This is a genomic window from Bacteroides sp. AF20-13LB (assembly GCF_003603065.1).
Classification (GTDB): Bacteria; Bacteroidota; Bacteroidia; order Bacteroidales; family Bacteroidaceae; genus Bacteroides; species Bacteroides uniformis.
Window position 1 is genome coordinate 134,543 of record NZ_QTMH01000006.1, and the last position, 16,781, is coordinate 151,323.

A 16,781-nucleotide genomic window follows, 5' to 3' on the forward strand; every position below is an offset into this window, starting at 1 on the left:
ATGCCGTACACGTGAGGTAAACAAAAAATATCGTAAGAACGGTAGGTTTATCATAAAACACATGACTAAAACAGGTGTAAAGGAAAGATTCTTTTACGATGGTGGCTTCAAACGAAAGAAACCCACCTATAAATCGGAATGTGACACTATGCCACGAACAATTTATACTGCGGGACGGACAAGTCTTGTTGAAAGGCTGAAAGCCCGTGAGTGTGAACTATGTGGAACGACAGACGACCTTGTTATGCACCATGTAAGGAAGCTAAAGAACTTGCAGGGAAAGGAAAGCTGGGAACGACACATGATTGCCCGCAAACGCAAGACGATTGCAGTGTGCAGGAGTTGTCATAAGAAGATACATGACGGAAAGATAGACTGAAATTAGTGGAGAGCCGGATACGCTGAGAGGTGTAAGTCCGGTTCGGAGGCGAGCATTTGGAAACCTGCCATAGAAATATGATAAGGCGCCGGGTGCTTAGCCTACTCAAGACCGTCCGAAAGTTTTTCGGAGAGGCTGTTGTCGTTACCCAAGAGGTGGAAGACATCATTTCGTCACCCATCGTCAAGGGAACCATCATCAACAACAGCGACTGCAAGATTTTGTTGGACCAGAGGAAGTATGTCAACAAGTTCGATGAAATCCAGTCCCTGCTGGGTTTGACCGATAAGGAACGTGCCCAGATTCTCTCCATCAACATGGCCAACAGCCCGTCCCGCAAGTACAAGGAAGTGTGGATAGGTCTTGGCGGAACACAGTCGGCGGTCTATGCCACCGAGGTCTCGCCGGAAGAGTACTACACCTATACGACCGAGGAAACGGAAAAGCTTGAAGTAATGCGGCTTACCCGGAAGCTGGGTGGCAATATCGAGCTGGCAATCAAGCAGCTGGCCGAGAGCAAGAGGAAAAAGTGAAATCATTTATCAACCCATTAAACTTCTGAATCTATGTATAGCGATCTGGAATCTAATGAAAGCAAACGCCGTGAGGTCGTGTCATCCCTCTACTGGTCCCTGATGCAGGGCTGGAATATTCCTCTTTCCATACAGGAGTATTACGGACTCACGGAGGATTACCGTCTGTTCCATCAGCTTGAAGGGATGGCTCCTGACGAATACCTGCGGAAGAGGCAGACGGGGGAAGTACCCGACATTCTGGAGGTGGATGCAAGACTGACACACGCGGTGGAGAAGATTTTTGAAAGTGTGTGTCCCCGTCCTCCGGCTGAATACCTTGACAAGCTGAACGGGGAACTGGAGAGGCTGGGCAGTATTGCCGCCTCGCCGGGTTCCGTACATGACCCGATACATATCCGTCCGGATTTTCTCGTGAAATACGGCATTGACAGGAGCAGTCCGGAGGATGTGATACGGAAACAGGCGGAGAAGGCTTACCGGGAACTGGATGCCCGATTTGTCAGGATGACCGGCAGACGTCCCTATGCGGACGAGTTCTTCAGGAATATCAGGCCTGCCCGCACGGTCTCCTCGGAAACAACACTGCGGAGAAAACCGCACATCAACGTCCGTCCTAAGCCGAAAGGCCGCAAGATGGGACTCTGAACTAACGGAAAAGATTTATCAACCATTAAAGATTAACGACATGAAGAAAAGAATTCTGACAGCCTTATGCTGTATCTGCCTCCTTTCGGCAGGCAGGGCACACGCCCAATGGGTAGTGACCGATCCCGGGAATCTTGCCCAGGGCATCATCAATGCCGCCAAGAACATCGTCCACACGTCCTCGACGGCTGGCAACATGCTCAACAATTTTCAGGAGACGGTCAAGATTTACAAGCAGGGCAAGGAGTATTATGATGGCCTTAGGAAGGTCAAGAATCTGGTACGCGATGCCCGCAAGGTGCAGCAGACCATCCTGATGGTCGGCGACATCACGGAAATCTATGTGACCAGTTATGAGCGTATGCTCAGTGACCCTTATTTCACCCCTGAGGAACTGAGTGCCATCGCCCTTGGCTACACGAAGCTGCTGGAGGAGAGTGCCAATCTGCTGACGGACCTGAAGACGGTGGTCAACGAGAACGGCCTTTCGATGAACGACAAGGAACGTATGGACATCATCGACCGCTGTTATACCGACATGCTGCAATACCGCAGTCTGGTGCAGTACTATACCAACAAGAACATCGGTGTGTCGTACCTGCGTGCCAAGAAACAGAATGATCTTGACCGTGTGATGGCTCTGTACGGTTCACCCAACGAACGCTACTGGTAATTTCAGGGAGGATTGCTTATGGTATTGTTGGCTGTGAATTTTGACAATCTGCACCAGATCCTGCAAAGTCTGTACACGGACATGATGCCGCTCTGTTCGCAGATGACCGGCGTGGCCAAGGGCCTTGCCGGATTGGGAGCCCTCTTTTATGTGGCGTATCGTGTCTGGCAGTCACTGGCCAGGGCCGAACCTATTGACGTGTTCCCTTTGCTGCGTCCGTTTGCTCTGGGTATCTGCATCATGTTTTTTCCGACCATCGTGCTGGGTACGCTCAACAGCATTTTGTCACCCGTCGTGACCGGAACGCACAGGATTCTGGAGACGCAGACCTTTGACATGAATGAGTATCGGCAGCAGAAGGACAAGCTGGAGATTGAGGCAATGCGGAGGAATCCCGAGACGGCCTACCTGGTGGACAAGGAGGCTTTTGACAACAAACTGGATGAACTGGGAGCTCTGGACGCTATCGAGGCTTGCGGTATGTATGTGGACCGTGCCATGTACAACATGAAGAAGTCCGTGCAGAATTTTTTCCGTGAGCTGCTGGAACTGATGTTCAATGCGGCCGCGCTTGTGGTGGACACGCTAAGGACATTCTTTCTGATTGTCCTTTCCATTCTCGGACCGATTTCCTTTGCCATTTCGTGCTGGGACGGCTTTCAGGCCTCGCTGAGCCAATGGTTTGTCCGCTATATCAGCATCTATCTGTGGCTGCCCGTCTCTGATCTTTTCAGCAGCGTGCTGGCACGCATACAGACCCTGATGCTTCAGAGGGACATCGAGCAGCTGTCCGACCCCAACTTCATTCCGGACAGTTCCAATGCCGTGTACATCACGTTCCTGATTATCGGCATCATCGGGTATTTCACGATTCCGACCGTGGCCAACTGGATTGTTCAGGCCGGTGGAGGTGCAGGAAATTACGGCAAGAACGTGAATCAGGCTGCTTCCAAGACAGGCTCCATTGTGGGCGGTGCCGCAGGTGCTACTGTAGGAAATGTGGCCGGAAGACTAATCAAGTAACAATCATAAAACGAATAAGAATGGAATTCAAATCATTGAAAAATATCGAGACCAGCTTCCGGCATCTGCGCCTGTTCGGAATAGTCTATCTGGGTGTCTGCACCCTGCTTGTGGGCTATTCCGTGTGGAAGGCATACAGTTTTGCCGAAGCCCAGCGCCAGAAGATCTATGTGCTGGATGAGGGGAAGTCGCTCATGCTCGCCCTCTCGCAGGACCTGGAGCAGAACCGTCCCGTAGAGGCAAGGGAACATGTCAGACGTTTCCATGAGCTGTTCTTCACGCTGGCCCCTGACAAGAGTGCCATCGAGGGGAACGTGCAGCGTGCCATGTTCCTGAGTGACCGTTCCGCCTATTCCCATTACGGGGATCTGGCCGAACAGGGTTATTACAATAGAATAATTTCGGGTAATGTCAGCCAGCGTATCGAGATAGACAGCGTGAAATGCGACTTCAACACCTATCCGTATGATGTCATGACATACGCACGCCTTTTCATTATCCGTGAGAAGAGCGTGACGGAACGCAGCCTTGTCACGCATGGCAGGTTGCGGAATTCCACCCGCAGTGACAACAATCCGCACGGGTTCATCCTGGAAGGGTTCCATGTACTGGAGAACAGGGATATCAGAATGTATGACAGATAAAACAATGTATGTATGAGAAAAATGTATGTAAAGTTCAAGGAATGTATCGGGGGCAGGCTGCGCGGCCTTTGTGACAGACTCACACCCCGTCAGAGGGCAATCGCCGTCATCGTGATGGTTTCCCTTTTCGCGCTGGTGAATTTCTACATGATTTTCCGTGCGATTTATGACATCGGACGGGAGGATGCCCGGCAGAACATCATCAGGATAACCCCGCTTGAGGTTCCCGACTTTGCGCCTGCGGATACCCTCTCCGATATGAAAGTCCGTGAGATGGAAGAGTTTTTTAACCAGTTCAACAAGTAAGATTATGAGTACAGATGCAGAAAAATTGAAACAGAAGCAGAAAATCAGGAAATATCTGGTTTTCACAGGCATGTTCCTGCTGTTCCTCGGGTGCATGTGGCTAATTTTCGCCCCGTCCGAAAAAGACAGGCAGGAGGCGGAAAGGAAGACGGGCTTCAATGCCGAACTTCCCGATCCGAAAGGTACGGGTATAGAGGCGGACAAGATGGCTGCCTATGAGCAGGCAGACATGATTCGCCGGCAGGAGGAGAAGAAGCGTACGCTGGCCGACTTCTCCGCCCTGACCGATGGACACAGACAGGATAATGTCCCGAAGACAGAACCGGCGCAGGACATTGCAAGTGAAAATGAAAGCCGTGCGTACAATTCAGGAGGAAACGGCAGGACGGGAGCCTTCGCCTCTTCAGCCTCGGCTTACAACGACATCAACGCCACTCTCGGCAGTTTTTACGAGAGTCCTGAGGAAGACCCGGAAAAGGAAGCCCTGAAAGCAGAGGTGGAACAGCTCAGACAGGCTGCCGCAGCGCAGACGGCCGGACCGAGCTACGAGGAACAGGTGGCTCTGCTGGAGAAGTCCTATGAACTTGCCGCCAAATATATGCCTTCGGGCGGCAGCACGGGAACAACGGACAGTCAGGAGACGGAAAGTCCCTCAAGGGAGAGGAAGGCGAAAGCCGTTCCCGTCGGGCTGGTGTCCTCTCCGGTCGTGTCGTCCCTTCCTCAGCCTCTTACCGATTCGGTACAGTTCGCGAGGCTGCTTTCCGGTGCTGATATCGGCTTCCATACGGCTGTGGGCAGTGCCGGGACACAGATGGCGAGGAATACCATACGGGCCTGCGTGCATGGCGACCAGACCATTATCAGCGGACAAAGCGTGCGTCTCAGGCTGCTGGAGGCCATGCGTGTGGGAAGATATGTGCTTCCCCGCAATACCCTGCTGACCGGTGAGGGACGTATCCAGGGCGAGCGGCTTGGCATTGAAATCCTGCAGGTCGAATATGACGGCAATGTCATTCCCGTGGAACTGACCGTGCTGGACAGTGACGGACAGGCCGGGATATTCATTCCCGGTTCGACGGAAGCGAATGCGGTAAGGGAAGTGGCCGCCAACATGGGACAGAATCTCGGCACGACCATCTCCATCACCAACCAGTCGGCAGGCGACCAGCTTCTCTCCGAGCTTGGACGAGGGGCCATACAGGGCGTGTCGCAGTACATCTCCAAAAAGATGCGCGAGGAGAAGGTACACCTCAAATCAGGCTACGGACTGATGCTTTATCAGAACAACAATCAATAACCCATTAAAACAGTAAAGACATGAAAAAGATTCTTTTGATGCTTGCCCTCGCAGGCGGCGTTGCAAGTGCACATGCACAGTCGGCTGATACCACGGCCGTAAATGATTTGACCCTGAAGGCGGATATCTATCCGCAGCAGGAGGACGGCGACCTCTATCACGGGCTGTCCAGAAAGCTCACCTTTGACCGGATGATTCCGCCTTACGGTCTGGAAGTGACGTATGACAAGACGACCCATATCATCTTTCCCTCGGCTGTCCGTTACGTGGATCTCGGTTCTCCGAATCTGATTGCGGGCAAGGCGGACGGTTCAGAGAATGTAATCAGGGTAAAGGCTACCAGAAAGAACTTCCGTGAGGAGACCAACATGTCGGTGATTACCGAAAGCGGAAGTTTCTACACCTTCAATGTGAAGTATGCCGATGAGCCTCTGCTGCTCAACATCGAGATGGCCGATTTTGTTCATGACGGCAGCGAGGTGAACCGCCCGAACAATGCCCTTGACATCTACCTGAAGGAACTCGGCAGCGAGTCGCCCAAGCTGGTACACCTTATATCCAAGGCCATCCACAAGGATAACAGACGTCATATCAAGCATATCGGGAGCAAGGCGTTCGGCATCCAGTACCTGCTGCGCGGGCTCTATACCCATAACGGGCTGCTCTATTTCCACACCCAGGTGAAGAACACGTCGAATGTGCCTTATGAGGTGGATTTCGTGACGTTCAAGATTGTGGACAAGAAGGTACTCAAGCGTACGGCTATCCAGGAGCAGGTGATATTTCCACTGCGTGCCTACAACTATGCCACGGCTGTCGCCGGAAAGAAGGATGAGCGTACTGTCTTTGTCTTTGACAAGTTCACTATTCCCGCCGACAAGATGCTGGTGGTGGAGATGCACGAGAAGAGCGGAGGCCGTCACCAGACCTTCACCGTGGAGAGTGAGGACATCGTGAGAGCGAGGGTGATCAATGAACTTAAAGTGAAATGACCATGAAGAAGTATTTGTTTCTTTTTGCCGTATGCGTATCGCTTGCCCTGTCATCGGGGCAGGCATACGCCCAGCGTTACCTTCCGGGAATGAAGGGCGTGGAACTCAGGGGAGGCTTTGCCGGAAACCTGAAATCACCGGTTGACTGGTACACGGGCTTTGCCGTGTCGGGATATACGAAAAGGGCCAACCATTGGGTGGCTGGCGTGGAATATCTGCTGAAGAACTACGGCTATCGCGGGACCTTCGTTCCACGGGCCCAGTTTACTGCCGAGGGCGGCTATTACTTAAAGTTCCTGTCCGACCCGGCGAAGATATTCTTCCTTTCTGTCGGCGGTTCTGCCCTGGTGGGATATGAGACATTGAACTGGGGAGAAAAGGTTCTGTATGACGGTTCCATGCTTTCCCACCGGGATGCCTTCGTCTATGGCGGAGCCCTGACGCTGGAGCTGGAAAGCTATGTGACGGACCGTATCGTGCTGCTTGCCCATGTGCGCGAACGAGTGCTATGGGGCAGTTCTTTGGGAAAGTTCACGACACAGTTCGGGCTTGGAGTCCGTTTCATCTTCAATTAGACGCCTATGGATATAGAAATGATAAGAGGCATTCCCATTGAGGAATTCCTGTCCCGTCTGGGACATGAGCCCGTCAGAAGGCACGGCGACGAATGCTGGTATCTCTCCCCGTGCCGTGAGGAAAGGACACCTTCGTTCCATGTGAATACCCGTAAGGGTGTATGGCATGACTTCGGTACCGGACATGGGGGCGACATCTTCACCCTTGCGGGGGAAATTTCAGAAAGTGACGGCTTCATGGCACAGGCGAGGTTCATCGCCGGAGTTTATGGAGGCACAATACCTGAATATGCCGGACAGAAAAGAGAAAAGAGAAGTGTCAGGACAGAAAAGCGCAAGGAGTCTTCCCGCTTTGAGGAGGTGGTTTGCGGTCCCTTACGTTGTAATGCACTGCTCGGCTATCTGAAGGGACGCGGTATTCCAGAGGAAATCGCCCGTGCGGAGTGCGAGGAAATACGGTTCCGTCTGTACGGCAAGCGGTATTTCGCCGTCGGTTTCAGGAATATGGGCGGAGGCTATGAGCTTCGGACCAGGTTCATGAAATGGTGTCTGCCGCCCAAGGACATTTCCCTTATCGGGGGCGGCTCGCTTACCTGCAACCTTTTTGAGGGCTTCATCGACTTTCTTTCATGGAAGGTACTCGGCATCAGCCGCGGTGAGGATTATCTGGTCCTCAATTCGGTGTCCCTGCTTGAACGCTCGTTCCCTTATCTGGACAATTACGGGAAGATCCGGTGCTACCTGGACAATGACGATGCCGGAAGAAGGACGCTGGCCGTCCTCCGGAAACGCTACGGTGACAGGATTGACGACTGTTCCGACCTGTATGCCGGATGCAAGGACCTGAACGAATACCTGGAAAGTAATTTTCCGCCTGAACAGTAATTTTTTTATAAACCGTTAAAACAGGAAATGAATATGAAACCTATTATGAACAAGAAAGGGCTGTATGCCCTTGTATGCGCCCTGATGGGCCTGACCTTTGGTATGCTGACCTCGTGCAGCGATGACCTTGACGTGCAGCAGTCCTATCCCTTTACGGTGGAGACGATGCCGGTTCCCACACGTATTGTGAAGGGTGAAACCGTGGAAATCCGCTGTGAACTGAAACGTGAAGGACGGTTCTCCGACGCCCGATATACCATCCGTTATTTCCAGCCGGACGGTGAAGGCAAGCTGCGCATGGACGACGGGATGGTGTTGCTGCCCAACGACCGTTATCCTCTGGACAGGGAAGTGTTCCGCCTTTATTACACCTCCGAGTGTGAGGACCAGCAGAGCATTGACATCTATTTTGAGGACAACAGCGAGCCGGCACAGCTTTTCCAGCTGACCTTCGATTTCAACAATAAAACAGAGGACGAGGATACCGTGGTTACTTCCGGCGGCAAGGAACTGCCTGTCGTCATCGTATCACAATGAACCTGACCTGCCTATGGGAATAAGAGCAAGATTGTTTGCGGCGTTTTTTGCCATTGCCTGCTTCGGGAGCATGCCGTTGCGGGCGGAGAATCCGGTAAAGGAGAAACAGGACAGGTTCAGCCTTGCGGTCGAGTGCATCAAGCGGTTCGAGGGCTGGCATGGAGAAAAAAGACACTGGCCTTATGTCGGGTACGGGCATAAGGTCCTTCCTGGGGAAAGGCTGACCAATGACATTACAAAAGAACAGGGTGATTCAATCCTGAGAGCGGATTTACGCAAGCTGTGCCGTATGTTCAGTTATCTGGGACGTGATTCATTGATCGCCGCTGTTTTGAGCTATAATGTGGGGGCATACCGTCTGAAAGGTTACGGCAAAATGCCCAAAAGCAAATTGTTGAAGAAGCTGGAGGCAGGTGACAGGAATATCTATAAGGAGTATGTTTCTTTCCGGTGTTACAAAGGTAAGGTCGTTCCGAGCATTGAACGGAGAAGGAAGGTGGAATATATGCTGCTCTTCGAGGAATAAAAAAACGAGGAAGAATCTTTCAGTCTTTTGACTGTCAGTTTCTTCCTCGTCTGTTGTTCTACTTTCCGGTTATCGTTTCCGCCATAGGGTTCTGCCGGTGCATTTCCCAGTTCATGATTGCCGTTTTTTTGCTTGAATTTGCATAGCAGTATTCGCAGAGATGGGGGCAGGTATTGTATTCCCCGATATCCTTGGCTGCCATACATCCGCATGAGGCACGTTGTCCCGGATCCTTTTTGTGATTGCTGACGAAGTATTTGTTCCCAGGTAGAAGCACGGCACCGTAAGGAAGGTCATTCATGTCGTAAAAGGCAGAAGACGGCATTTTCTGTATGGTGACTCCCAATGCGGACATCAACTCCTTGTCTTTCCATGCCAAACGTGCTATCAGGTCACCGTCGATGCAGCGGTTACGGGATATCCTGTATTTGCCAAGATCCAGATTTTCGCCGCAGGTAGCCAGCTCCAGATTCCATCCTCTGTTACGGTTCAGTACCGTCAGTTTTCCGGCAAGTTCCTCCATTTTTTCTTTATTCCATTCATGATACGGGATTCCGCTGTCTGTCATGTTGGCCTTGACCTTTTTGTACGAGCCTATGTCTGCAAAACTGAAAACCAGCTTTTCCGTACAATTGTGTATCTCCGTTCCTACACGTTCGATCTTTTCAATCAGAGTATCCACGGATATGTTGTCTGTGAGTATCAGCGGATCGAACCGCCATATTACGGCTTCTTTACCCAATATATCGGAAAGAGTCCTGAATGTTTCAATACGTTCTGTCAGCGGAGGGACACCGGTTTCCAGTCCGTCTTCCTCATAATCATTCAAAGTGAACTGGATATAGCAGCCGATACCTCTTTCTTTCAGGATCGGCAGATAAGGAAGAAGAGGTTTGGGGTTTTTCGACCAGAACACTATGAATCTTGTATTCCGGTAAGAGATATAGCTCTTTTTTCCGTTGAACGGGTTGTTCCACACGGAATAGCCGGTTTCGAGCCGATGGAAGAACCAGTCCGCATAGAATGCCGGGATGTCCGTGCTGCGGCTTGCCGATATGATGTCGGGGGCCGGGATTTCCATCTTCCGGCCGTCTATGATGATATTTGCTTTTTTCCAAGTCATATTGTTAAGATTATATAGTAAAGACAGGCGTCGGTTATGAACGCCTGTCCGGGTTGTTGATATGTCATTGGTTTGTTTCTATGCAAAAATAATATGAATATTTCATTCTGTAGCCGTTCAGCCTACCAGAACGGCATCCTGTATTTCCACCTCTGAGGGCAGACGGGAAAGCAGGAGTTCCGCCATTGCTCCGTTCTGCGGAATCAGTGCCGGGAAATCCGTTCTGCCCGGCTTATATATCTCAGTCGCTACATTATACAAGTCCCAAGCGGTAACCTGTCCCTTTTCGCGGACCAGTTTCAGCACCTCTTCCGTGAAGATGGAAATCTGGCTCTGGTTAAGCGGGTAGGTTTCCACAGAGGATGACAGGTTCCTGTCCGAACTGTCATGGGAGACACGCAATGCTGTCAGTAGCCCTATATACATATACACTTCCTCCAGTGAGACGATTCTGCGTTTCAGTCGCTGAATCCTTGCGATGTCCTCGTTCATGTTCACCTCGAAGTTGGCCAGCCATCCGTCCACCGTCTCGAATACCCCTTCCGTTGTCACCTTGTTCTTTCCGTAATTGCAGATGCTTCTTTCCGGCGAGAGGATACACTGGTTATGGCATACTTTCACGCACGGGCCTATGGCTGCCTGTATGCCATCCTGATGGTAGGCGACGACCAGCGTAGTTGTCAGCTCGTCCGTTTCCCAGTCCTTGATCCGGATGGTAGCGAAGATTCGTCGGAGGATGTGGGCTTCCACTGCTTTTTCACCAAGTGTCTGTTCCACCTGAGGGAGAATGCTCACCCCCGGCTGTGTCTTGTTCCTGTTCTGTGCCGCAAAGATTTCTTCCACCTCGTAATCGAGGTTGTACTTCTCGCAAATGTCCATCATACGCTGCAGGACCTGGTAGTGATAGATGCCCTGGACAGGCTTGCCGTAGATGTCATTCTCCTTGTAGGTACGCTGGAGAGTCTCGAAGTTCATTACTTCGATTCCGTTGTTCTGAAAATCAAACTGCTGTTGTTTTTCCAATACTGCCATTGCTTCCATAATCTTGAATTTTATAAAGTTAATACTATGATTGTCTGTTTTTAGGTATGTATCTGCCATCCGTGGAACGGTTCAAGTGTCACGGCAAAGGATTGGTCGGGTATTCCGTGATAGAGCAGACCGCCTACGATGCCGATGCTTCCGTCGGGATAGCGTTGCGTGAAGCCGAACGAGTACGGGGCATGGTCATAGTAGAGCGAGATTTCGCTTGGATGGTCTGGATTTTCCTCCCATTTTTTCAGTCTGTCCAGACAGTTCTGGAGTGATGTGTCACCGATGGATTCGGCATAGCGTTTTACATTCTGGAAATGTTCTTCATTCAGGATTTTCATGATTCATTGTATTTTATCTGTTAAACACGTCCGGCTCCGGGAGCCGGTATTTTTTATTTTTCGCCTGCCTGACTGTCCCGTGGCCGTACTCGCAAGGTTTGGCGAAAGAAAATACCGCAGCCATCGGCGAGGATGATTTTCTTTCAGCCAACCCCATAGGGGCCTGACCTTGTCCGGGTACGTTGGACACGGGACTACCTTTGCAGGGAGGGAAATAAAATATACAGGTTATGTGTCGTTGTATTTTCTTGCAGGCATATCGGTGAGAAACCCATTGATTTGTTCGTCTTTGACAAAGGAATGGTGTATTTTTGCAAATCCTAATTTGAAAAATCATGGAAGATTATATAAAGAAAGCTGCGGATGCTTTCCTTGTGGAGCGTCCGTATGGTATGCGTGTGGATTACAGTAAGTGGGGATATGTGCTGTTCAACCGTAACCTCAATGTGTTGGGCAATGGGGAACATGCCCGCCTGGAGGAACTGCCTCTGGAAGAGTTTGATGTGGACGAGATTCCCCTGGAAGGTGAAATCATAAAGGAACATGCGGGTTTTACCGACGTGTTTTTCTATTCGGATTGTACCAATCCCTATGCAGGGTATGTGCTGAATCTGAAGAAGCTCAAGGTCTATAACCAGTTTATCTATCCCTTAGCGATGGTACTGAATAGAAAACTATAATGTATGTTATATCATTGAGTTTATTAAAAATTGATTTTTAGCAAAAAAACGATACAAGTATTTTATATATGCATAGTTTATTCCCTGAATTAGAACGAGTTGATCAGAATACACTTTTTGTTATAGGTAATGGGTTTGATCTCGCCAGTGGTATCAAATCAAGTTATTATAATTTTAAGCAATGGCTGATATTGAATAAAAGACATCAGTTAATCAACCTTATGGACATTTTTTTTAGTAATAAACGGGATGTATGGGGGGACATTGAAAAAGCTCTTGGCGAATATGATGAAGATAGTATTCTTGAATTTTGCAAACCGAATGAAGAGTTTGATTATGATCATCCTACACGTTCAATTGCTGCAATAGAAGATTCTCCTGATTGGATATTTAGACCTGTATTGGATGAATTTATTGAGGCTTTTACCGATTGGGTGGATAGTATTGATATAACTGTAGGAGATAAAATCCGTGATTTACCATCATGTAGTAAATTTCTGACATTCAACTATACAGAAACTTTAGAAAAAATATATGGGATTTCACAATCAAACATTTTACACATCCATGGTTCTCGTCTTTCTGAGAAAAATTATATTATTGGTCATGATAATCCAAGAGATACGGATGAGGTATATAATGATGAAGGGCAATATCCTTTTGTTCAAGATACGTGGAGTAAAATAATTGCATGGATGAATGAGTTAGTAAAGGATTGTGAATATATTATAAATGTAAATCAGGATTTTTTCAAAGGTCTGTCTAATATAGAACGGGTTATCGTTTATGGTCATTCGTTTTATGAAATTGATTGGCCTTACATGAGCGAGATTGTTAAGCAAATTGGAAAAAATAAGCCTTGGATAATATCATATCATGAGAAAATGATTTGATTCACATAGCCTCTTTTATAAAGGCACATGATTTGAAAAATGTTAAAAAGTTCTTGTGGTAAGATAAAGGTTTCTGTTTCATTTATAAAACAGAAACCTTTATCTTATAATACAATTTCATCTATTATCTCTTTCTCTTTTCTCTCACCTTTGAGGAAGGCAAGCAGCCGTCCGAAAAAGAACGGGGCATCGTCTGTCCCCAGCTGTGAGCTTTCCCCGTTACGGGTGGCGCATATTGCAAACCGTCCCAGTCCGAGACTGTCCTGTGGCGGTACGATATGGAATGACAGGTTTCCCGTACCGTTGATATGAAGCCCGCCACGGTAGGTGTAGAAAGTCTTTGCGGCTCTACTGTCCGTATCAATGTCTACCCGGCTGTAGCCGCGGCGTTTCAGTTCTCTGATGATTTCCCTGTTTGTCATAATTGTATCTGTCTGATTGGATTTGAAATGTTCTGGTGTACTGTTCCCGTATTTGGGGATATGCCGTGTTCTGACACCCACTTCCGGTATGCCGTGGCATATTCCTGCCTTTCCCGTTCCAGACTGCTTTCCATCTCCGGAGTATATCCGAGCAGACGTATGTATCCGCTGTTGCAGCCAGTCAGTTCGCAGCGCATTCCGGCTGCCTCCAGTTTTCCGATGCGTTTCTGTGCCGTCTTCGCGCTTGAATACTCCTTGGGCCAGAAATAATGTTCGCCCTGTGAGCCGTAAAAGTCTTCCCCGAGTATCATTTCCCCGATATGTCTCCGGCTCTCGATGAAGCCGAACCGGGCCTTGCCCAGTGCCTGGCGCATAGCCTTGTGTGCAGGTCCTTCGGGATGGCGGAACACTTCAGGACTGTCTTTTCCCGTAATCTTCGGCAGTTCCATCCGGTACGGCTGTCTGTAGCTGCCAATTCCGAGCGTTAGGTAGAAGTTGGTGTGGAAATAGTCTGTCATGGGGTCGCTTTCATCAAAGTTGTACGACATGACAAAGTCCCTGACATTTGTCATCACCTCCTTGGCCCGGTCGGTCAGACTGTCCGATGCCTGGATGTTGTAGTGGTTGATGTCTCCCTGTACCTTGCCGGATTCTCTGGTGAAAGCCTCGAAGTCCGCTTTCATCAGCCGGATAAGGATTGAGTTGTATCCGTCCCTGCGGACCGAGAAGGTGTATCTCGGATAGGTCTCCTTGAGCCATGCCCTGACCAGTTCCGTGATTTCCGGCGCGGACTGCCCGTTGTAGTTGCGCCCTTTCCAGCGGTATTCATTGTACACGTATTCGGTGTATTCCTTTGCGGTGGCATCCTGAAAGTCGTGTTCGTAGCCTGTCGGGGTTGTGGAAACGCAAGGCTTGTCTTTCCAGACCTCGAACAGCTTTCCGAATTCGGTATTCACCTGCTGCATGAGGGCAGTGTCACCACCCTTGTCCGGGTGGTGAAGCATTGCCAGACGGCGGTATTCTTTTTTCAGCTCCGCCAGTGAGTGTATGTTCTGAAAATAAGTCATAGTGTAGATATTAAAGTCCCGCAAGACGGTTGATGAAATATATCTGCCAGTCCTGGTCGAGTCCGAGGTTGCTGCACGCGATTTCGAAGTCTTCGCTTCTCAGGTCGTTGTCTTCCTGAAGTTCCTGCAGGTTTCTTATCTCGTCGTCCAGGTATTCCTGTGCCTCTTCCTTGCCGCAACTGCATGAGTTGCAGATCAGGTCAATGATGTTCCGTGCCATAGCCGTTGTCTTTAATTGTTTGTCAGGTATATGTTCCTCTTCTCGTCATAGTTTTTGCCGTTCCACCATTCGTCGGCGGCCTCGACGAATGTCTGTCCGGAATTGGCTGAAGGGAAATCGGATGTCTTGAATCCGGCCAGGTATTCAAGGTTATCGGTGCTGTTGGATTTCCACCATTCCTGCATCTTTTCCAGAAAGGATTGTTTGGAGCAGGTCTCCACATTGTCCTCACACCGGGAACACCAGATGTCATCGTCCACGTCACTGTGGTATTCATTCGTGTTTACATCCACCCATGCCTGGATTTCAATCTCCGTTGAACCGCAATCATTGCACACCTTGATTTCGGAATCGTCCGGGTGTTTGCGTCTGGCTTTGCCGTCATACAGGCTGACGGCCCGTTCCACCAGCTTTTCCCTGTAACGGTCCGTCAGTTCCGCATAGAACCGTTCGGCGGCTCCGAATATTCCCTTGTCCGTCATCAGAGACCATTTTTCCCAGAAATGTGGGTGCATTTCCTTGAATACTGTCCTGCACTCTTCCTCGCACCAGGCATTCCACATATAGTAGAAGAAGCTGGAGACTGCATTTTCCGCTTGATATTTCATAATGTTGTTCTTATTTGAGGTTATACATTCTTGCAAAATAGCTGTTCACTTCAGGTATCCTTTTCTTGTAATAGGGCTGGTTGTCCCTGCACCAGTCCGCCAGTTCCTGTTTGTTTCTGAAAGGTTCCCTCCAGCTTTGCCCGCTCATGATCATTTCCACCTGCGGGGCCAGCTCCCTGATGAACGCTCCGACAGTCCATCCTTCCCGAATATGCCTGTCCATGTTGATTTTTGTTGCCATATCGTCTTTTATTTCAAGAGTTTCCGTTTATATTTTCAAGTTGAAGCCTTACTGCTTCGTACATTTGATTGAGCCAATCAATGTTGCTGGCTCCAAGGTCGTAGGGAGTGTAGCAGGCCACTTCGTCCCCGCTTTCCTTCTCCAATGCGATTACTGTCATACTATCCTCCGTAACTTTAAGTTTCGTTACCCGGCATTCATACGGATCGCCGTTTTTCCCGAACCAGATGACCCATACCGGATCGTCATTGCTGTCACTGAATGAGATTTCTTTCATGCCATGCGCATCGAGCAGTTGTCTGATGGCCTCGATTATGTCCTTCCGCAGTTCTTCAATCCTGTCGCTGAAACACATGGATGTGTATCTGACCTTGCCTTTGCCAACCCGTTCCCTGAAAGAAAGGATCTGCATGTCGGGGTGAGAGCTGAATCTCCAGTCTGTCACCTCGTCATCATCGCGGGTAGTGTGGATGTTGCCGCCCAGTATCAGGCCGCAGTCTTCCGTTACAATTCTTTCCGCCTCGTCGCGGTCTTCCGCAACGACCTTGTAGGTACCCTCGAAGGCGTACCTTACTCTTACATCGTATTTTGCCATAACTCCTATGATTTGGTTAATGATTTCTGTTGTTGATTCTTATTCCTTGTTCTCGAACGATTCCGGTGACAACCGGTACAGTTCAGCCAGGTTCAGCCTTGCCATCGGGTATTCCACCCATCCGCTTTTGCGTCTGTATCCCGTATCTTCGGCAAGGCTGTTCCTTATGAGGAATTCCATCGCTTCCGGATTGTTGTTTATGTCAATGAATGCCTGGTCGGGAATCCCGAATGCCGGGGAGTCTTCCAGATTGACGGTAAGCACCGTGTATAGTTCCCCGTTGTCCGGTGATTCCAGACTCAGAACCGGCCATCCGTTCGGGTAGAAGCCGGTGACAAGCCTGAATTCCTTTCCATGATATCGGAATGTCTTTTCTGAACGGTCTTTTCCGGATTCCTGAATTTTGAAGTCGTCTTCTCCTTCAGTGAATGTCCTCACCGGGCAGGACACATCGTAATGGCAGCCGTCTTCGTGTCCGCACAGGTATTCTTTTCCCTTGAATAGGATGATTGCATATTTCTTTTCCATGATTTGATATCTT

General features: G+C 49.5%; 23 protein-coding genes and 2 pseudogenes. 15 read left to right on the plus strand and 10 right to left on the minus strand.

All coding sequences use genetic code 11. The features are described 5' to 3' along the window. The 13 genes and pseudogenes from DWX62_RS22240 to DWX62_RS08570 form a co-directional block, all read left to right on the plus strand. Window positions 1–379, plus strand: a pseudogene (locus DWX62_RS22240) (group II intron reverse transcriptase/maturase); the annotation flags it as partial. 107 nt (window positions 380–486) lie between these two features. Continuing rightward, a pseudogene (locus DWX62_RS08515) lies at window positions 487–912 on the plus strand (conjugal transfer protein TraG); the annotation flags it as partial. A gap of 33 nt (window positions 913–945) precedes the next feature. Beyond that, on the plus strand, window positions 946–1,560 hold the full coding sequence (locus tag DWX62_RS08520; protein WP_118308768.1) for a hypothetical protein: 615 nt from the start codon (window positions 946–948) through the stop codon (window positions 1,558–1,560). Window positions 1,561–1,600: 40 nt separating this feature from the next. Further along, window positions 1,601–2,233, plus strand: a complete 633-nt coding sequence (locus DWX62_RS08525; RefSeq protein WP_055172651.1) for a DUF4141 domain-containing protein — start codon at window positions 1,601–1,603, stop codon at window positions 2,231–2,233. A gap of 18 nt (window positions 2,234–2,251) precedes the next feature. Beyond that, window positions 2,252–3,256, plus strand: a complete 1,005-nt coding sequence (gene traJ / locus DWX62_RS08530; RefSeq protein ID WP_032944415.1) for a conjugative transposon protein TraJ — start codon at window positions 2,252–2,254, stop codon at window positions 3,254–3,256. A 20-nt stretch (window positions 3,257–3,276) separates the two neighbouring features. Beyond that, window positions 3,277–3,900 carry a conjugative transposon protein TraK gene (traK, locus tag DWX62_RS08535; RefSeq protein ID WP_029426967.1) on the plus strand — a complete coding sequence of 208 codons (624 nt, stop codon included), beginning with the start codon at window positions 3,277–3,279 and terminating at the stop codon, window positions 3,898–3,900. Window positions 3,901–3,912: 12 nt separating this feature from the next. Continuing rightward, window positions 3,913–4,206 (plus strand): TraL conjugative transposon family protein, encoded by a 294-nt coding sequence (locus DWX62_RS08540; protein ID WP_120172733.1) that lies wholly within the window; start codon window positions 3,913–3,915, stop codon window positions 4,204–4,206. A gap of 4 nt (window positions 4,207–4,210) precedes the next feature. Then, window positions 4,211–5,503, plus strand: coding sequence for a conjugative transposon protein TraM (gene traM / locus DWX62_RS08545; RefSeq protein WP_120172734.1), 1,293 nt, complete (start codon window positions 4,211–4,213; stop codon window positions 5,501–5,503). A gap of 20 nt (window positions 5,504–5,523) precedes the next feature. Further along, window positions 5,524–6,495: a conjugative transposon protein TraN gene (gene traN / locus DWX62_RS08550; RefSeq protein WP_032944397.1), complete on the plus strand. Its 972-nt coding sequence runs from the start codon at window positions 5,524–5,526 to the stop codon at window positions 6,493–6,495. Between the two features lie 2 nt (window positions 6,496–6,497). Then, window positions 6,498–7,070 (plus strand): conjugal transfer protein TraO, encoded by a 573-nt coding sequence (locus DWX62_RS08555; RefSeq protein WP_120172762.1) that lies wholly within the window; start codon window positions 6,498–6,500, stop codon window positions 7,068–7,070. A gap of 6 nt (window positions 7,071–7,076) precedes the next feature. Continuing rightward, window positions 7,077–7,955 carry a toprim domain-containing protein gene (locus tag DWX62_RS08560; protein ID WP_057254221.1) on the plus strand — a complete coding sequence of 293 codons (879 nt, stop codon included), beginning with the start codon at window positions 7,077–7,079 and terminating at the stop codon, window positions 7,953–7,955. A gap of 45 nt (window positions 7,956–8,000) precedes the next feature. Further along, complete coding sequence (locus DWX62_RS08565) at window positions 8,001–8,492, plus strand: DUF3872 domain-containing protein (RefSeq protein ID WP_243636259.1); 492 nt, start codon at window positions 8,001–8,003, stop codon at window positions 8,490–8,492. 13 nt (window positions 8,493–8,505) lie between these two features. Then, the gene (locus DWX62_RS08570) at window positions 8,506–9,018 is read left to right on the plus strand and encodes a hypothetical protein (RefSeq protein ID WP_057254222.1); all 513 of its coding nucleotides are present in this window, start codon (window positions 8,506–8,508) and stop codon (window positions 9,016–9,018) included. Between the two features lie 58 nt (window positions 9,019–9,076). On the opposite strand, the gene DWX62_RS08575 is transcribed toward DWX62_RS08570, so the two are convergent. From DWX62_RS08575 to DWX62_RS08585, 3 genes are all read right to left on the minus strand, one after another. Further along, window positions 9,077–10,141, minus strand: coding sequence for a DUF1848 domain-containing protein (locus DWX62_RS08575; protein ID WP_120172735.1), 1,065 nt, complete (start codon window positions 10,139–10,141; stop codon window positions 9,077–9,079). Between the two features lie 117 nt (window positions 10,142–10,258). Further along, the gene (locus DWX62_RS08580; RefSeq protein WP_055172638.1) at window positions 10,259–11,182 is read right to left on the minus strand and encodes a hypothetical protein; all 924 of its coding nucleotides are present in this window, start codon (window positions 11,180–11,182) and stop codon (window positions 10,259–10,261) included. A 41-nt stretch (window positions 11,183–11,223) separates the two neighbouring features. Beyond that, on the minus strand, window positions 11,224–11,514 hold the full coding sequence (locus tag DWX62_RS08585; RefSeq protein ID WP_055172636.1) for a DUF4120 family protein: 291 nt from the start codon (window positions 11,512–11,514) through the stop codon (window positions 11,224–11,226). A 335-nt stretch (window positions 11,515–11,849) separates the two neighbouring features. On the opposite strand from DWX62_RS08585, the gene DWX62_RS08595 reads away from it, so the two are divergent. Next, window positions 11,850–12,194 carry a hypothetical protein gene (locus tag DWX62_RS08595; protein WP_120172736.1) on the plus strand — a complete coding sequence of 115 codons (345 nt, stop codon included), beginning with the start codon at window positions 11,850–11,852 and terminating at the stop codon, window positions 12,192–12,194. A gap of 68 nt (window positions 12,195–12,262) precedes the next feature. Continuing rightward, complete coding sequence (locus DWX62_RS08600) at window positions 12,263–13,087, plus strand: bacteriophage abortive infection AbiH family protein (protein WP_243636258.1); 825 nt, start codon at window positions 12,263–12,265, stop codon at window positions 13,085–13,087. Between the two features lie 104 nt (window positions 13,088–13,191). Here DWX62_RS08600 and DWX62_RS08605 read toward each other — a convergent pair whose 3' ends face one another. The 7 genes from DWX62_RS08605 to DWX62_RS08635 are packed head-to-tail and all read right to left on the minus strand — an operon-like array spanning window position 13,192 to window position 16,768. Beyond that, the gene (locus tag DWX62_RS08605) at window positions 13,192–13,509 is read right to left on the minus strand and encodes a hypothetical protein (protein WP_120172737.1); all 318 of its coding nucleotides are present in this window, start codon (window positions 13,507–13,509) and stop codon (window positions 13,192–13,194) included. Further along, complete coding sequence (locus tag DWX62_RS08610) at window positions 13,506–14,576, minus strand: LPD29 domain-containing protein (RefSeq protein WP_120172738.1); 1,071 nt, start codon at window positions 14,574–14,576, stop codon at window positions 13,506–13,508. Before DWX62_RS08610 ends, DWX62_RS08605 begins: the two co-directional genes overlap by 4 nt. A gap of 10 nt (window positions 14,577–14,586) precedes the next feature. Next, window positions 14,587–14,796 (minus strand): hypothetical protein, encoded by a 210-nt coding sequence (locus tag DWX62_RS08615; protein WP_005801761.1) that lies wholly within the window; start codon window positions 14,794–14,796, stop codon window positions 14,587–14,589. Between the two features lie 11 nt (window positions 14,797–14,807). Beyond that, window positions 14,808–15,404, minus strand: coding sequence for a hypothetical protein (locus tag DWX62_RS08620; RefSeq protein WP_120172739.1), 597 nt, complete (start codon window positions 15,402–15,404; stop codon window positions 14,808–14,810). 10 nt (window positions 15,405–15,414) lie between these two features. Beyond that, window positions 15,415–15,645 carry a hypothetical protein gene (locus tag DWX62_RS08625; RefSeq protein WP_029426912.1) on the minus strand — a complete coding sequence of 77 codons (231 nt, stop codon included), beginning with the start codon at window positions 15,643–15,645 and terminating at the stop codon, window positions 15,415–15,417. A 13-nt stretch (window positions 15,646–15,658) separates the two neighbouring features. After that, a complete protein-coding gene (locus DWX62_RS08630) occupies window positions 15,659–16,240 on the minus strand; it encodes a hypothetical protein (protein ID WP_120172740.1) in 582 nt (193 codons plus the stop codon). Between the two features lie 39 nt (window positions 16,241–16,279). Next, window positions 16,280–16,768 (minus strand): DUF4313 domain-containing protein, encoded by a 489-nt coding sequence (locus DWX62_RS08635; protein ID WP_120172741.1) that lies wholly within the window; start codon window positions 16,766–16,768, stop codon window positions 16,280–16,282. Between the last annotated feature and the right edge of the window lie 13 nt (window positions 16,769–16,781).

Coding starts and splice junctions, on each gene's coding strand:
- DWX62_RS08605 (WP_120172737.1), bottom strand. CDS start 13,509: ATGACAAACAGGGAAATCATCAGAGAACTGAAACGCCGCGGCTACAGC.
- DWX62_RS08595 (WP_120172736.1), top strand. CDS start 11,850: ATGGAAGATTATATAAAGAAAGCTGCGGATGCTTTCCTTGTGGAGCGT.
- DWX62_RS08585 (WP_055172636.1), bottom strand. CDS start 11,514: ATGAAAATCCTGAATGAAGAACATTTCCAGAATGTAAAACGCTATGCC.
- DWX62_RS08615 (WP_005801761.1), bottom strand. CDS start 14,796: ATGGCACGGAACATCATTGACCTGATCTGCAACTCATGCAGTTGCGGC.
- DWX62_RS08630 (WP_120172740.1), bottom strand. CDS start 16,240: ATGGCAAAATACGATGTAAGAGTAAGGTACGCCTTCGAGGGTACCTAC.
- DWX62_RS08575 (WP_120172735.1), bottom strand. CDS start 10,141: ATGACTTGGAAAAAAGCAAATATCATCATAGACGGCCGGAAGATGGAA.
- DWX62_RS08610 (WP_120172738.1), bottom strand. CDS start 14,576: ATGACTTATTTTCAGAACATACACTCACTGGCGGAGCTGAAAAAAGAA.
- traM (WP_120172734.1), top strand. CDS start 4,211: ATGAGTACAGATGCAGAAAAATTGAAACAGAAGCAGAAAATCAGGAAA.
- DWX62_RS08620 (WP_120172739.1), bottom strand. CDS start 15,404: ATGAAATATCAAGCGGAAAATGCAGTCTCCAGCTTCTTCTACTATATG.
- DWX62_RS08560 (WP_057254221.1), top strand. CDS start 7,077: ATGGATATAGAAATGATAAGAGGCATTCCCATTGAGGAATTCCTGTCC.
- DWX62_RS08520 (WP_118308768.1), top strand. CDS start 946: ATGTATAGCGATCTGGAATCTAATGAAAGCAAACGCCGTGAGGTCGTG.
- traJ (WP_032944415.1), top strand. CDS start 2,252: ATGGTATTGTTGGCTGTGAATTTTGACAATCTGCACCAGATCCTGCAA.
- traN (WP_032944397.1), top strand. CDS start 5,524: ATGAAAAAGATTCTTTTGATGCTTGCCCTCGCAGGCGGCGTTGCAAGT.
- DWX62_RS08625 (WP_029426912.1), bottom strand. CDS start 15,645: ATGGCAACAAAAATCAACATGGACAGGCATATTCGGGAAGGATGGACT.
- DWX62_RS08540 (WP_120172733.1), top strand. CDS start 3,913: ATGAGAAAAATGTATGTAAAGTTCAAGGAATGTATCGGGGGCAGGCTG.
- DWX62_RS08565 (WP_243636259.1), top strand. CDS start 8,001: ATGAACAAGAAAGGGCTGTATGCCCTTGTATGCGCCCTGATGGGCCTG.
- DWX62_RS08525 (WP_055172651.1), top strand. CDS start 1,601: ATGAAGAAAAGAATTCTGACAGCCTTATGCTGTATCTGCCTCCTTTCG.
- DWX62_RS08555 (WP_120172762.1), top strand. CDS start 6,498: ATGAAGAAGTATTTGTTTCTTTTTGCCGTATGCGTATCGCTTGCCCTG.
- DWX62_RS08600 (WP_243636258.1), top strand. CDS start 12,263: ATGCATAGTTTATTCCCTGAATTAGAACGAGTTGATCAGAATACACTT.
- traK (WP_029426967.1), top strand. CDS start 3,277: ATGGAATTCAAATCATTGAAAAATATCGAGACCAGCTTCCGGCATCTG.
- DWX62_RS08635 (WP_120172741.1), bottom strand. CDS start 16,768: ATGGAAAAGAAATATGCAATCATCCTATTCAAGGGAAAAGAATACCTG.
- DWX62_RS08580 (WP_055172638.1), bottom strand. CDS start 11,182: ATGGAAGCAATGGCAGTATTGGAAAAACAACAGCAGTTTGATTTTCAG.
- DWX62_RS08570 (WP_057254222.1), top strand. CDS start 8,506: ATGGGAATAAGAGCAAGATTGTTTGCGGCGTTTTTTGCCATTGCCTGC.